This window comes from Flavobacterium undicola (genome assembly GCF_009909155.2).
Classification (GTDB): domain Bacteria; phylum Bacteroidota; class Bacteroidia; order Flavobacteriales; family Flavobacteriaceae; genus Flavobacterium; species Flavobacterium undicola.
In genome coordinates this window covers 1-15,301 of record NZ_JAAAPM020000017.1, presented here as the reverse complement: position 1 = coordinate 15,301, position 15,301 = coordinate 1, and the positions used below count along the sequence as shown (strand labels likewise).

10 protein-coding genes and 1 pseudogene are annotated in these 15,301 nt (G+C 34.2%); 6 read left to right on the top strand and 5 right to left on the bottom strand.

Annotation, left to right across the window (positions count from 1 at the left end):
• Nucleotides 1-59 precede the first annotated feature (59 nt).
• The 3 genes from rlmD to GTZ96_RS10965 form a co-directional block, all read right to left on the bottom strand.
• Complete coding sequence (gene rlmD / locus GTZ96_RS10975; RefSeq protein ID WP_161643983.1) at nucleotides 60-1,472, bottom strand: 23S rRNA (uracil(1939)-C(5))-methyltransferase RlmD; 1,413 nt, start codon at nucleotides 1,470-1,472, stop codon at nucleotides 60-62.
• A gap of 264 nt (nucleotides 1,473-1,736) precedes the next feature.
• The gene (locus GTZ96_RS10970) at nucleotides 1,737-2,429 is read right to left on the bottom strand and encodes a hypothetical protein (protein WP_161643982.1); all 693 of its coding nucleotides are present in this window, start codon (nucleotides 2,427-2,429) and stop codon (nucleotides 1,737-1,739) included.
• 100 nt (nucleotides 2,430-2,529) lie between these two features.
• Nucleotides 2,530-3,027, bottom strand: coding sequence for a YdeI/OmpD-associated family protein (locus GTZ96_RS10965; RefSeq protein WP_161643981.1), 498 nt, complete (start codon nucleotides 3,025-3,027; stop codon nucleotides 2,530-2,532).
• Nucleotides 3,028-3,137: 110 nt separating this feature from the next.
• Here GTZ96_RS10965 and GTZ96_RS10960 point away from each other — a divergent pair, with 110 nt between their 5' ends.
• The 3 genes from GTZ96_RS10960 (at nucleotide 3,138) to GTZ96_RS10950 (ending at nucleotide 10,668) form a co-directional block, all read left to right on the top strand.
• On the top strand, nucleotides 3,138-3,587 hold the full coding sequence (locus GTZ96_RS10960) for a hypothetical protein (RefSeq protein WP_207720178.1): 450 nt from the start codon (nucleotides 3,138-3,140) through the stop codon (nucleotides 3,585-3,587).
• Nucleotides 3,588-3,790: 203 nt separating this feature from the next.
• The gene (locus tag GTZ96_RS10955) at nucleotides 3,791-9,658 is read left to right on the top strand and encodes a PKD domain-containing protein (RefSeq protein WP_161643980.1); all 5,868 of its coding nucleotides are present in this window, start codon (nucleotides 3,791-3,793) and stop codon (nucleotides 9,656-9,658) included.
• Between the two features lie 5 nt (nucleotides 9,659-9,663).
• Nucleotides 9,664-10,668 carry a PorP/SprF family type IX secretion system membrane protein gene (locus GTZ96_RS10950; protein WP_161643979.1) on the top strand — a complete coding sequence of 335 codons (1,005 nt, stop codon included), beginning with the start codon at nucleotides 9,664-9,666 and terminating at the stop codon, nucleotides 10,666-10,668.
• A gap of 88 nt (nucleotides 10,669-10,756) precedes the next feature.
• On the opposite strand, the gene GTZ96_RS10945 is transcribed toward GTZ96_RS10950, so the two are convergent.
• Complete coding sequence (locus GTZ96_RS10945; RefSeq protein ID WP_161643978.1) at nucleotides 10,757-11,743, bottom strand: aldo/keto reductase; 987 nt, start codon at nucleotides 11,741-11,743, stop codon at nucleotides 10,757-10,759.
• Nucleotides 11,744-11,753: 10 nt separating this feature from the next.
• On the bottom strand, nucleotides 11,754-12,398 hold the full coding sequence (locus tag GTZ96_RS10940; protein ID WP_161643977.1) for an SGNH/GDSL hydrolase family protein: 645 nt from the start codon (nucleotides 12,396-12,398) through the stop codon (nucleotides 11,754-11,756).
• 148 nt (nucleotides 12,399-12,546) lie between these two features.
• On the opposite strand from GTZ96_RS10940, the gene GTZ96_RS18325 reads away from it, so the two are divergent.
• From GTZ96_RS18325 to GTZ96_RS10930, 3 genes and pseudogenes are all read left to right on the top strand, one after another.
• Nucleotides 12,547-12,801 (top strand): hypothetical protein, encoded by a 255-nt coding sequence (locus GTZ96_RS18325; RefSeq protein WP_235972964.1) that lies wholly within the window; start codon nucleotides 12,547-12,549, stop codon nucleotides 12,799-12,801.
• Entirely contained in the window at nucleotides 12,798-13,523 is a 726-nt protein-coding gene (locus GTZ96_RS10935) for a sensor histidine kinase (protein WP_235972962.1), read from the top strand. Before GTZ96_RS18325 ends, GTZ96_RS10935 begins: the two co-directional genes overlap by 4 nt.
• Before the next feature lie 674 nt (nucleotides 13,524-14,197).
• Nucleotides 14,198-15,301, top strand: a pseudogene (locus tag GTZ96_RS10930) (hypothetical protein); the annotation flags it as partial.

Below are 15,301 nucleotides of genomic sequence, written 5' to 3'. Positions count from 1 at the left end.
ATAGTCCTCAGTCCTTAGTTAGTTATGAAAAAAGAACTAAGGACTAGTACAAGAACTAATTATCTTCTTTCTAACAGTACTACATTTTCCACGTGATGCGTTTGCGGAAACATATCTACAGGACGTACGCGGGTTACTTTGTATTTCTCGTCCATTAAAGCCAAATCGCGTGCTTGTGTAGCCGAGTTACAACTTACATAAACTACTTTTTCAGGAGCAATTTTCATAATTTGTTCAATTACGTCTTTGTGCATTCCATCACGTGGTGGATCAGTGATAATTACATCTGGTTGACCGTGTTGTGCAATAAAAGCGTCGTTGAAAACTACTTTCATGTCTCCTACAAAGAACTCGCAATTGCCAATGTTATTGCGTTCGGCATTGGCCTTAGCATCTTTGATTGCATCAGGAACACTTTCGATACCAATTACTTTTTTTGCTTTTTTAGAAACAAACTGCGCAATGGTTCCCGTTCCGGTGTATAAATCATAAACGGTTTCATTTCCTGTTAATCCGGCAAAATCTCTCGTTATTTTGTATAATTCGTAAGCTTGATCGGAGTTGGTTTGGTAAAACGATTTGGCATTGATGCTAAATTTTAAACCTTCCATTTCTTCCAGAATGTAATCACGTCCTTTGTACAATTTGATGTCCTGGTCGTAAAGCGTATCATTCGCCTTATTGTTCACCACATATTGCAACGAAGTAATTTGAGGAAACTTTTCGTAAAGATGATCGAGCAACAATTCTCTGTTGGCTTTATCATTTTCGAAAAATTGAATCAAAAGCATGATTTCGCCAGTCGAAGCCGTACGTAACATCAGGGTTCTCAACAAACCGGAATGTTCTCTAGGATTAAAGAAAGTCAAATTATTTGCATTAGCAAAATCACGGACTTCATTTCTAATAGCGTTTGAAGGATCTTCCTGTAAATGACATTTTTTGATGTCCAGGATTTTGTCCCACATTTTTGGAATATGAAAACCAAGAGCGTTTCTATTTCCTAAATCTTCGGTACTATCTATTTCGGCTTCCGTTAACCAACGGCTGTTAGAGAACGAAAATTCCATTTTATTTCTGTAGAAAAACTTTTTCTCCGAACCTAAAATTGGGTCGAATTCAGGAAGTTCAATTTTTCCAATGCGTTGCAAGTGATTTTTTACCTCGTTGTGTTTGTAAAATAACTGTTGGTCGTAGTTCATGTTTTGCCATTTGCAACCACCACAAACTCCAAAATGCTCACAAATAGGATCTACACGATGTTCTGAAAACTCGTGGAATTTTACTGCTTTTCCTTCGTAATATGCTTTGCGTTTTTTGAAAGTTTGTACATCAACTACATCACCCGGAACCACATTCGGAATAAACACTACTTTTCCATCGGGAGCCTTTGCTACCGAAACGCCTTTTGCACCTGCATCAAGGACTTTTATCTGATGAAAGACAACTTTGTCTGTATTTTTTTTACCCATGGCGCAAAAATAAGTGTTTGTTCGCTTTTATAAATTCAAATTGGGAAATATTTTTAAAAAGTCTTGATTTTTATCTCTATTCGACTTGCTATTTGAGCCAATTCCCGCTTTCCGCTACAAATCCTCGCTTTGCTGGCAGTAACACTAAGCCATTAAAGGAGCTTTCGTTGGTCGCTCTTTAACGGCAAGTGTTATATTGCCAGCAACACTGCGGGTTTTTCGCTGTAATCGGGGGCAGGGGAGTTGTGGAAAGATTTAGATTAATTAATGATGATGTTGGTTATTTTTTTTTCTTATTATTAAAAGTATATCAGTAATTAAATAAGTTAAAACGATAGCTATACCAGCAATTATTTTGAAGTTGATTTCTTTGGATGAAATGATAATTAAGAAGAACCCCAAAAGAAAGATACAAAAAGGATATAGTAGTAATCTGGTTATGAATTTTGAAGACGTCCATTCTTCTTCCTCTTCTTTTTTTGATTCTATAATTAACTCAGGATTATTAATTCTTTCAATATTTTCAATAGTTTCTCTGAGTTCGTTAGTTAGAAGTTTTGTTTCGTACTTTCTTGCTTTAGATAAAACGATATGTAGTAAGAATCCAAATATTGAGATCGCAAATGTGAAAATTAATGTTTCTCGTAAATCTGTATTATAAGCTAATAACAAAATTAAAATAGAAAAAATAACTGTAGATTGTTTATTCCTAAATTTATGATATGGATTTTTTTCTGTTTTTATTTCTATTAAATTTTTGTTTTGATCAAAGTTTAAAATAAAAATTGGGTAAGCTCCCCTTAAATATTCGGATGAACACCAAAGTAAAATTTCATTAGGCCTAATTTCTCCACTGTATTTTATTGTATTACAAAAGAAAGCATCTTTCCAATGGTTTTTTAAAGTACTTTTTTTGTTTTCAATAATTAATTTTTTGAGGTCATCTTTTTTTACCATCTAGTATTTTGATTTTTGTAAAAACATTGAAAAATCTTATATATTTAACTTAAAAGGCTCGTTTTTTATTAGAGTTCTTTCCTGTTTTCTGCTACAAATTTTAAGGCTTTTCTCTCCCTACAAACTTTCCTTTGCCTAATAAAAATGCAATGGCTTTTGGTACATTTTTGTCGATGCTTTCTTCGGTTTTTAAATGTGAAATGTAGCGGATGATTTCATGCTGTAACGAAGGGCGTAAATTTAGGAAAACAGTATTTGCCGCTATGTTTTCGTTTAAAGCTTGTAATAGTTTAGGATGAATGGGAATTTCTCTTTTTTCTGGATCATAGCTAATGCTTATTTCTATTTGTTCTCCAATTCTTTTAGGAGAGTTTTTAAGCATTTTGGTATTGATGTACAGGCGCCATTCGCCTCTAAATTTCATTAAAGTTTGGGTGTAAGGAATGGAATTGACAGTTCCTTTGATAGGAATAGGACCTTTGGGTTTTCCTGCTTTTTCAAAAATATATTTTAAGATTTCTTCAGGCACATAAACAAAAGGATTGATACCTATAATTTCAATGGTAGCCGAAAAAGTATAGCTTGTTTCCAATGTCATAAAGCAGGCTTTTATCTATTTGCTAAAATAAGAATTTAATTCACCCTTTTCAGTTGATAAATTGAGCTTAAAATAGAAATTTTATCTTTGCTGTTAAAGCAATAAAAATAATGAATCTGATATTGGAAAAAAGCAAAGGCTTAGTAGGTGTTTGTATTCTCTTTGCTGTTATAGTTTTTAGTTGTGCTGATGGCAACAAAAAAGAGAAACAATTCTATTATCGAGCGATAAAAGACAAGGATACAGCACTTCTTAATTTTATAAAACTGGAGGACAATCGGTTTTATGGTCAATATGAAATTCGTTATGGACAATCAAGAAAAGATTCCGGTGAAGTAAGAGGTATCATTTCTGGCGATACCATAAAAGGGAGTTTTTATTACCAGCCTTATGGTGGAGGTGTTTTAAAAAGATATCCTATTGCTTTGTTAAAGCGAAATAATCAATTGTTATTAGGCAAAGGTGTAATTTCAGTTTATATGGGGATTCCTTCATACTTAAAAGGAGATCCAATTGATTATTCTAATCCGGAGTTTGTTTTTGAAGAAATCAAAAAATAAGCTAAATAAAAGTTTTAACTATCGACAGACTTTGTTTGATAAGTATTTTTTTGAAAATTAGAATATCGGTTTTGAGTCGTAATTTTCTGTCTAAAAGATTTAAAAATAGTTTTTTAACTATATAAACTGTAAACAGTAAAAAAGGATTAGAGTATATTTGTGCACTTTGAATATTTTTCCCCAGAAATTTAAAAGGAAGCATTATGAAACAGCTCTACACGATTATTTTATTTTTAATTTTATTTACTTCGATTAATAAATTAAATGCTGAAAATAAAATCCCTGCTTTAGATTCTCATCATAATACGGAATATAAAAAAGCTGCTAATTTAGTTTCACCAACAGCAACCATATCTGGTACTACAGCAGTTTGCCAAGGTGCAACAAGTCCCGTAATTACTTTTAAGGGAATTGGTGGAACCGCACCATATACTTTTACTTATACATTGAATGGTGGTGCGCCACAAACAATTGTTACTTCGGGAACGGATGATTCTGTGACCCTAACAGTTGATACTGCAACTGCGGGGGCATTTAGTTATAGTTTAGTGAGTTTTCACGATGCAACAACTCCTGTTAGCGAAATTACACAAACCGGGACAGCAACTGTTACTATTATTCCACAACCAGACGCTTCTTTAGGAGGAACTGGTTCAGGAACTACATTTAATGGAATACCTGCATTTAGAGTTTGTAGTAATTCAACACCAATATTTACTTTTACTAATACTTCTTCAACATCATCAACTTTAAATACTAATTATACAATAGATTGGGGAGATGGAAGTTCTAATTTTTCTTCGACTACATGGAATTCAACTACTCATACTTATGCTGTTGGTTATTGGAATTTAACTTATACAATTCAAAGTACTAATGGCTGTCCTATATCAAAAAAATATGTTGTTTTTGTTGGGTCAAATCCAGCTGTCTCTTTGGGAAATCCAGGAAATACAGATATATGTAATTCAGAACAATTAACATTTCCAATTACAGGAACAGAGAATAATCCTTCTGGAACAACTTATACTATAACATTTAATGACGGTTCATCACCAATTGTATACAATCATCCACCTCCATCAAGTATATCGCATACTTTTTTAAAATCTTCATGTGGTGTTACTAGTTCGGACGGTACTAATTCATACCCTAATTCATTTAGAGCTAATATTGTTGCACAAAATCCTTGCGGTACTTCTGCTGTAGGTGTTGTTCCAATATATGTTTCAACACCACCTGTGGCTGATTTTACAATTCCATCAAATGGTTGTGTCAATACAAATATTTGTATAAATAATACAACAACGGGAGGTTTTGAAAATAATGGTAGTAGTAATTCATGTAATACAAATCCAAAATTTGTTTGGACAATTTCACCATCTACAGGGTATACTGTTGTGAGCGGATCTCTTGGAAATGATTTTGGGAGTACAGATCCTAATTTATGGTTGTCAGGTTCAAGTCCTTTATGTTTGAAATTTTCACAAGCAGGGACTTATACTATTACAATTAAAACCGCTAATAGATGTGGAGCAGTTGTGACTAAGCAACAACAAATATGTATTGAACCTCCTTTAACGCCGTCGTTTACCTTGAGTAATAGTTCAGGTTGTGCGCCTTTAGCAATTACAACTACAAATACTACCAGTGAAGCGAGCTCTTGTTCGCCGCCTACTTATTCATGGACGGTTACTTACGCAGCAGCTTATTGCGGAACAGCTGTAGCAATTCCAAATCAGTCTACTAAAAATGCTTCGTATAACTTTACAACACCGGGGATTTATACCATTAAATTAACAGCTTCAAATTCTTGTGGAAATGTTGTAACATCACAAACAGTTGAGGTGAAAAAACCACCAACGGCAACTATTGCAGCAATTGCAAATACTTGTGGTACTGCCGCTATAAATCCAACAGCAACAGTTACTAGTTGTGCTCCGGCATCAAGTACTTTAACCTATGCCTGGAGTTTTCCTAACGGCTCACCTGCTACAGCAACTACGGCTAATCCCGGAACAATCACTTATAGTACCACAGGTAATTATACGGTTTCATTGGTGGTTACTAATGAATGTGGTGCTTCGACAACTGCAACACAAACTTTTTCGGTGAACAAAACCCCAACAATTACCAATACCGATTTAAGTCAGACACTATGTTCAGGGACATCATCTACAGCTATTAGTTTAACTTCAGATGATGCTTCAACAACATTTTCCTGGACGGTTTTAGCAACAGCAGGGATTTCAGGTTTTGCGCCAACAGGAAGTGGCAGTACAATACCCGCTGGAGTTATTACGACTACTAATTCATCGGCAGGAACAATTACTTATGTGGTAACGCCTAAAATAGGTAGTTGTACGGGTACTCCGGTAAATTTTATAATCAATGTTAATCCAGCACCTGGTTTTACTACACAACCCGTACCGAGTAGCGTTTGTTTAAACGGTACACCAACTCAATTAGCAGTAGTGCTTGGAGGAAGTGCTGGAACGCCAACTTATCAATGGTATTCTAACATTAGTAATTCAACTACAGGGAGTACTTCGATTCCCAGTGCTACGAATAGCACTTTTGATCCACCAACAAATACGATAGGAACTTTATATTATTATTGTGTGGTTACTTTAACTTCAGGAGGTTGTTCTAATTTGACTTCTTCTATTGTAGCAATAACGGTTACACCACTGCCTAGCATATCTCAACCGGTGGCTTCACAAACTTTATGTACAGGAGCAACAATTAGTATTCCTTTATCGGTTACTCCTTCCGGAGGGACAGGAACGGCAAGTTATAAATGGTATTCGAATACTACTAATTCTAATTCAGGAGGGACTCTAATTTCGGGGGTGACAACTAATAATTACACACCAGCTGCTTATACTGTTGCAGGAGATTATTATTACTATGTTGAGGTTAGTATAAGTGGAAGTGGTTGTGGTTCTATTACAAGTAATGTTGCTCAAGTAACTGTTTTAGGTACTCCTACAGTAACAACACAGCTAATAGTTAATCAAGTACTGTGTCAGGGTGAAACAGCTGCCCAATTGGTAGTTGCTGGTACAGGAGGAAATGGTGCGTTTTCATACCAATGGTATAAGAATAATGTAAATAATACAACTTCAGGTACGGCAATTCCGAGTGCAACGAGTGCAACTTATTCACCATTAACAACTACTGCAGGAACTCAATATTATTATTGTGTGTTGTCGCAAACTGGTGCGGGTTGTAGTGTTACAAGTGCTACAGCATCGGTTCAAGTAAGTGTGTCGCCAACAATTACAACGCAACCTGTTTCAAGTACAGTTTGTGTAGGAGGTACTCCAACAACCTTATCTTTTACAGTGAGTAATGGAGTAGGAGCTCCTGCTTATCAATGGTATTCCAATACTACAAATTCAAATACAGGAGGAACTATTTTGACAGGGAAAACGAGCGCTACTTATCTTCCTGCTGCTGCTACTTCTGGTACAGTGTATTATTATTGTGTAATTAATTTCCCTTCTTTATCCGGAGGTTGCTCTGTTGTGACAACAAATGTCACTGCTGTAATTGTAAATGAAAAACCGAGTATCGCTCCAGAAAGTACCACAATCTGTAGTTCAGCTACGTTTACAGTTACTCCGACTAATTCGAGAACAAATATTATTCCAATAGGTACCACTTATATCTGGACAAATCCAACGATTAGCCCTGCTGGAACCATTACAGGAGCTAGCTCACAATTGACTCCACAAACGAATATTAGCCAAACATTAATCAATACATCTGTAAATCCTTCGGTGGTTACTTATACTGTTACTCCAACTTCGGGAACTTGTGTAGGAAACACTTTTACCGTAGCTGTAACCGTAAATCCTGCTATTAATCCAAATGTAGTTGTAAATGACAATAGTTGTTTTGGAACAAATACCGCTTCTATTTCGACTAATATTACAGGAGGAATTCCTTTTTCATCAGGTTCTCCATACACTATATCTTGGTCAGGACCTAGTGGATTCAATTCTTCGGCAACAAGCATTTCGAATTTGAAACCGGGAAATTATGATTTAACAGTTACTGATAATGGAAATTGTCCTTTTTTAAAAACCTATACTATTACTGAACCAACTGACATTGTTATTGCAGTGATTAGCAAAAAAGACATCAGTTGTTTGGGCAGTAATAATGGTAGTGTTGATATCAACGTAACAGGAGGAACTGGAAATTACACTTATAATTGGACAAAAAACGGAGCTGCTTTTGCTGTATCGCAAGATATTTCAAATTTAGGCCCGGGGAATTATACTGTTTCCGTTACAGATGCGAATAATTGTGGACCTAAAACAGCCTCTTCTACAATAACTGAACCGCCACTTTTGGTTGTGAGTTTGATTAATAAAACAGATGTTATTTGTTTTGGAGATGCAACAGCAGCCATTAACGTGAATGTTTCAGGAGGAGTACCTTCAGTTTCCGGATATAATTTTGCCTGGACAGGGCCTAATGGATTTACAAGTAGTACTCAAAATTTATCCGGTATTGTAGCTGGAACCTATAATGTAGTTGTAACTGATAGCCAATCTTGTTCTAAAAATTTGACTGTTACCATTTCGCAATCAACTGAAATTAAAATTACATATAGCACGACAGCCATATTGTGTTATGGAGCTAATAATGCTTCGATTACAGCTACTATTTCAGGCGGAATTCCTCCATATCAATATACGTGGAGTAACTTAGCAACGACTTTAAATCAGACTAATTTATCAGCCGGAGATTATACTATTTTGGTAACAGATAATGCAGGATGTAAAAAGTCACAAACCATTACTATTCCTGATGCACCTATTTTTACGGTTAACCCAATAAAAAAAGATATCAGCTGTTTTGGTGCTCACGATGGAAGTATCGCTTTGAATTTGGTTGGCGGAAAAGCACCGATTACTTTAGTTTGGAGCGATGGTAGTACCTCAGGATTAACCAGAAATAATTTAGGAGCAGGAACTTATACCGCTACAATTTCTGATGGAACACCTTGCCAAATTGTTAGAACATTTGTCATTCAGGAACCCCAACTTTTAGTGCTTTCAGCAAATGTTACTAATGCATTTGATTGTGATATTGCCAATAGCGGGGCTATAAATCTTTTAGTTTCAGGAGGAACAGCACCATTTACTTATTCATGGTCTAATGGTGCAACAACCGAAGATTTAGTTAACGTACCGGCTGGAAATTATTTAGTGACAGTAACCGATGCAAGAGGTTGTGTGAAAACGGCTCAGTATTCCCTAAACAGACCACCGCCGATTGTTATTGGCGTTACCACAAAAACAGATGTTAATTGTGATACTAAAGAGGTAAAACAAAACTTTACAGCTCAGGTTTCAGGAGGCTTACCTCCATACCAATTGAGTTGGTCCAGTGGTGTTGTAAGTGGAGCCAATAATGAAATGATGAGTACCAACCAAAATGGAACTATTGTACTCGATGTTACGGATGCTTTAGGCTGTAAAGCCAATTATAGTTTTAATGTAAATATACCATCATTAGGGAGTCCTTCGTTTACGACCAATTCTTTTGGTTTTAGTACCTATGGCTTTTATTCTATTGAAGACCCGGTTCAATTTACCAATACAGCAACAGATGGTTTTATAGCTATTTCATGGGATTTTAGTGATGGTTCTTTTTCAAATGAAATTAATCCGGTTCATATTTTCAAAAAAGAAGGAAGTTATATAGTCAATCAAAGAGTGACTTATCCTTTGGGGTGTGTTTATAATTATATGGTGAAATTAGAAATAAAAAAAGGATATAATTTAATTCATCCAACAGCTTTTACTCCTAATAATGATGGTGTTAACGATTATTTCGCACCCTTTTTTAAAGGCTTAACCACTATTGTATTTGATGTTTATGATACCTGGGGAGGATTAGTTTATTCAGAAACAGGAGAAACAATTAAGGGTTGGGATGGAAGAATTAAGGATCAAAATGCTGAAAATGGTAATTATTATTTTAAAGTTACCGCTAAAACATTTTATGGAGCAACAATTAAAGATCAAGGCGCATTTGTACTTATAAAATAATAAAAATGAAGTTTAAAATACTATTTACAATATGTATTTGTTTCTTTTTCTCAAAAGTTAAAGCGCAAGATCCCATATTTACACAATATTTTATTGTACCTGAAACCTTAAATCCGGCTTATTCCGGTTTTTTAGAAACTACGTCAGCAGGTATTATTCATCGTTCACAATGGCCTGATTTAGATTTAAAAATTGATACCGATTATGCTTTTCTCAACACTTGGAGTGAACGTAGTAATAGCGGTTTTGGAGGAAGTATATTAAGTCATAGGGAAAATAATACCCATTACAATTTCACTCAATTCAATCTTAATTATGCTTACAAAGTAGCTTTAAATGACAGATGGGATTTTAGACCTGCAATAGAGATAGGTTTTGGAACAAAGTCTTTTGGGTTTCAGAATTTAATTTTAGGAGACCAAATTAATATTGATTCGGGAACAATTAATCCAATAACTAATGACCCTTCGAATTTTCATGATAAATTCAGTTTTTTCGATTTTTCAGCGGGAATGTTATTCAATAGTGATGAAGCTTGGATTGGATTGTCATTAAAGCACATTAATAAGCCTAATATTTCTTTGGTTGACGAAAAAAATCTACCGCTGAATATGTTTTTTTCGGCAAGTGTAGGATATGAATTTTTAGTAGTTGATTATTTGGATGTTCTTAGTTTTCCTTATGAAACAAAGTTTATGGTCTCAGCCAATTATATGAATCAAGGAGAGTTTAACAGATTGGATTTAGGTTCTTCTATTATGTTTAGAACGCTTTTTTTGGGAGTTTCTACCGCTTTGAATCCTCTGGCAAAAGCGCAAGATAGTCATTTGGTTAGCTCTGTTAATTTTTACGGAGGTTTGCAATATGAAAATCTGAAATTTGGTATTTCTCATGATTTCACTACATCTAAAATGGGGAAAACAGGTGGGATTTATGAATTGTCTTTAACCTATCAATTTGATTTTGGAGTCAAATGTTTTGGATGTCCAAATTATGAAAGTAAGTATTAGAATGTGGTTTTTTTAGAAAGCTAAAATTGAAATTCAACATAGACAAATGAGATGCCTATGTTGAATTTTAGTATTTATAGGAATTAAATTACCACAAATGATGTACTTCTTTTTTGATGTATTGCTCATAAATGGCATTCATAGCAGCAATTTTTTCAGGAGTTAATGCCGGTAAATCAAGAGTTGAAAGATTAGACAAAACATGACTTTCAGTTGATGCACCCGGAATAATACAACTTACTTCGCTAAAACTCAAAATCCATTGTAAGGCAATAGGAGCCAAATTTTGAACTTCAGGGAATAATTCTTTTAGTTTGTTTACGGCTATTAATCCCAATTCGTAATTAATTCCGGAGAAGGTTTCGCCTTTGTCAAATGCTGCTCCTTCGCGATTAAAAAAGCGGTGATCCTGACTGTCAAAAATAGTTTTTGAAGAAAATTTCCCTGTCAACAATCCACTGGCTAATGGAACGCGAGCTATAATTCCCACATCTTTTTTCTTAGCTTCTTTGAAAAATAATTCAGACGGACGTTGTCTAAAAAGGTTGAAAATTATTTGAACCGAAGTTACATTTGGAAACTCAATAGCCTTCAATCCTTCTTCTACTTTTTCGACACTTACACCTAAATTCTGAATCTTTCCTTCTTGTTTTAATTTGTCAAAAAGTTCAAAAATTTCTGGGCGATAAAAAACCTCAGTAGGAGGACAGTGCAGTTGAATAAGATCTATAGTGTCTAATTGAAGGCGTTTCAAACTGTCTTCAACGTATTTTTGTAAAACTTTAGGTTGGTAACCTTCGTTAACATGCGGATTGATATGACGTCCACATTTGGTTGCAACATAAATGCGTTCTGAACGGGAACGAATTACTCTACCCACAGCAGTTTCGCTTAAACCATTTTCGTAGACATCGGCAGTGTCAATAAAATTGATGCCTTTGTCAATAGCTGTATTTAGAAGTTCATCGGCAGTTTTGTCATTAAAAGGAGAACCCCATTTTCCGCCTACTTGCCAGGTGCCAAGAGCGATTTCGGATATTTCAAAGTTCGTTTTTCCTAGTTTACGATAGTTCATTTTGTTTGTTTTATAGATTATTTATTGTAAGTTGAATAGCTTTTTCAATTAGTGGACTCATGATTTGGTAACCCACCGTATTGGGATGCACCCTATCTTCTGAAAATACTGTTTTTAAACCTTTTTGATCGTCTACCATTGCCGAATAATAATCCACAAAGAGAATTTCTTTCAAAAGAGCATATTCCTTAAGTATTGTATTTAATTCAATAATTCGGTCTGCAGGTTTTTCTTTTGGATTCCAATAGAAAAAATTAGCAGGAAGAACAGAGCAAAGAATCACTTTGATATGATGTACTTGAGCCAGTTCTATCATCGAAAAAAGGTTATTGGTAATCATTTCGGTGGTTGCAGGTCCTGTGTTTCCCGCGATATCATTTCCGCCAGCTAAAATAACTACTATTTTAGGATTTAATGCAATTACATCAGAGCGAAAACGCAGCAGCATTTGAGGAGTGGTTTGACCACTAATCCCGCGATTGATATAGGACTTATTTTGAAAAAAAATAGGCTGTTCTTTACTCCAAAATTCAGTTATAGAATCGCCTAAAAATACCACTCTATTTTCATCGGGTTCAGGAGGCGGAAGTGTTGTGTTTTCTTCTTGGTATTTTGATAAATAAGTCCAGTCTTGCATTGTTATGCTTCCTCCCATAAACTGTTTTTGATGTTGTGTATCTTAGGAACAAAACTAGCAAAATTATTTTGAAGTTAGTCTTTAAGTTTTTTGTTTTAAGAGATAATTTGTTGGTTTGAAAGAAAAGTTTTTTCGTATATTTTTCAACCTCTAAATATTTTAGATCATGAAATTTTATGAAAAATTATCGGCTATTAGTTTTCTAAGAGGCAGCTATGTTTTTAAGTTTCTTTTTGTTGCTTTTATAGGAATCCATATTCCTTTAATAGGAATTTTGCTTTTTGTGCTTTATGCCAAAATGAATTTTTCAACAGCAAGCTTATTGCTTTTTTCGTTGGTTATGACTTTAATAGCCACAGTGGTGACTTTGGTAGTTTTAAAAAAATTAATTCATTCCATCGAATTGGCTTCGAAAGCATGAGTGATTATAAATTAAATAGAATAATTACGAGTTTGCCGCATCATTTTTCAGACGAAGCAGGTTTGTTATTGTTTAATATTCACGATTCGATTTTGGAAAGTGAAAAATTTATTACCGAAAAGAAAGATTTAATTTATTTGCTTTCGCATGATTTAAAAACCTTTACCTCAAATCCACAATCCTTAGCTAAAATGATTTTGGATGCTAATCCATCAGATGAAGTAAAAGAATTGGCAAAGTTGATTTATGATTCTTCCGCGGAGCAATTTCGATATATTGAAAATTTCAGAAGAATGCTAAAAGAGCAGGATGAGATGTTAAATGCCAATTTAGAATTTAAGATAATTGCCTTAGATGAGATAGTTGAATCAATAGAAAATCAGGTAAATCAGGCTGTAATTTCGAAAAAAATTAAGTTGATTAAAAATATAGAAACTACAACAGTCCATTTAAAAATAGATCAGGAATTATTGACCCGGGTGATTTTTAATTTAGTTTATAATGCGATAAAGTTTTCGTTAGCAGACTCTGAAATTTATTTAAAGGTTTATAGTGATAAGGAAAAAACATACATAGACGTAATTGACCAAGGGATTGGTTTTGAACAGCATGACAACGAAAAGATGTTTGCCAAATTTACTAAAATGAGTAGGTTGGGGACTAATAGCGAAGGCTCAACAGGGATAGCTGTATTTAAGCAGACAAATCATAGAAAGACATGACGGGATGTTAATTTCCAATAGTGAAGGGACAAATAAAGGGGCTGTTTTTACAATTGTTTTTTAAAAACATTCTTCAAATTGATTAAAAACAGCGGTTTATGTAGTTTATAGTTTTTTTTAACACTTTCATCGGAAATGTGAAATAAATAAGATTATTGTATATAAATTAGTAATGAGTTAAATGAAATTCAGGGAAAAACGCTATTGTTTTTCAGATAAATAGAAACCTAATTCTATTGATTTCAAATATTTCAGTTTGGTATACATCTTTTATTTAAATCTTTTGCGTATGAAAACAATTATACCCCAATCTCGTTTTTTAGTATTTGTTTTTTTGATTACAAATAAAATTTTTCGCAAGATATTAACTATACCCAAATTGGATTATAGTAAATTCTCTATGTCTATTTTTAATGAAAGTAGTTTTCTAAGCGGATAGCAATTAAATTAGATTTCTTTACCATAGTATTTAGAATGCAGAACTTATTGCTATTAACTCAAATATAGCAGTACTGGTTCAGTATGAGTGCCCCACTGAACAAAATCTTAAATTTTTAGTACTTCTTTACAGTACTATTTTATTAATTTTTTTGTACAACAACTTTCCTCTTTAGGGAAGTGAGAAGTCTTTAATATTTTAAGAATTCAAATTGCATTTATAAAAAATAAATTTTATGGAAAATATTTTTACTAAAAAAGAAAAATTATTACATACAATAGCATTAATAATAGTGTGTGTGTTTAGTTTTATAGGTACAATAGACAAAGCCTATGCTCAAGCCCCTCAAGCGATTCCCTATCAAGGAGTAGCCCGTAATGCCAGTGGAGATATACGAGCTTTACAAAACATCAGTTTACGATTTACTATTCATAATAGTACTTCAACAGGTGCAACTGTGTTTCAAGAAACACATACTGTTATGACTACCAATCTTGGATTATTTAATGTAAATATTGGTTCAGGCACAGCAGTTACAGGCACTTTAGCAGCTATAAGCTGGGGTACTGGTACTAAGTTTATCCAAGTTGAAATGATGGCACCAGGTGATGCAGCTTTTGTAAATATGGGTACCACACAATTGAATAGTGTACCTTATGCCTTATATGCCGAAAATGCAGCTACAGTTTCATCTGCTTTAGCAGCAGAAATTACAAGAGCTACGACAGCGGAAGGAACACTTACAACCAATTTAGCTACAGAAATTACAAATCGTAGCAATGCAGACAATTTAAAAGCGAATATATCAGGTCAAGTATTTACAGGAGCCATTTCTGCAACTAATTTAAGTGGAACAAATACAGGAGATCAAGTTTTACCAACTTTAGCAAGTCTTGGAGCAGCTCCATTAGCATCTCCAGCATTTACAGGAACGGTATCAGGTATTAATAAAGCAATGGTTGGCTTAGGAAATGTTGTTAATTTGGATACATCAAACCCAGTAAATATAACAGAAGATGCTACACATAGATTTACCACAGATGCAGAAAAATCGATTTGGAATGGAAAACAAAACGCATTAGGTTATACTGCTGAAGATTCAGCCAACAAATCAATTGATGTTACTGCAGATGGAGGTTCCAATACCAAATATCCAAGTGTGAAATCGGTAAAAACTTATGTTGATTCACAAGACGCTACAAAAGCAGATAAAACTTATGTTGATTCACAAGACGCTACAAAAGCAGATATAACTTATGTTGATTCACAAGACGCTACAAAAGCAGATAAAACTTATGTTGATTCACAAGACGCTACAAAAGCAGATAAAACTTATGTT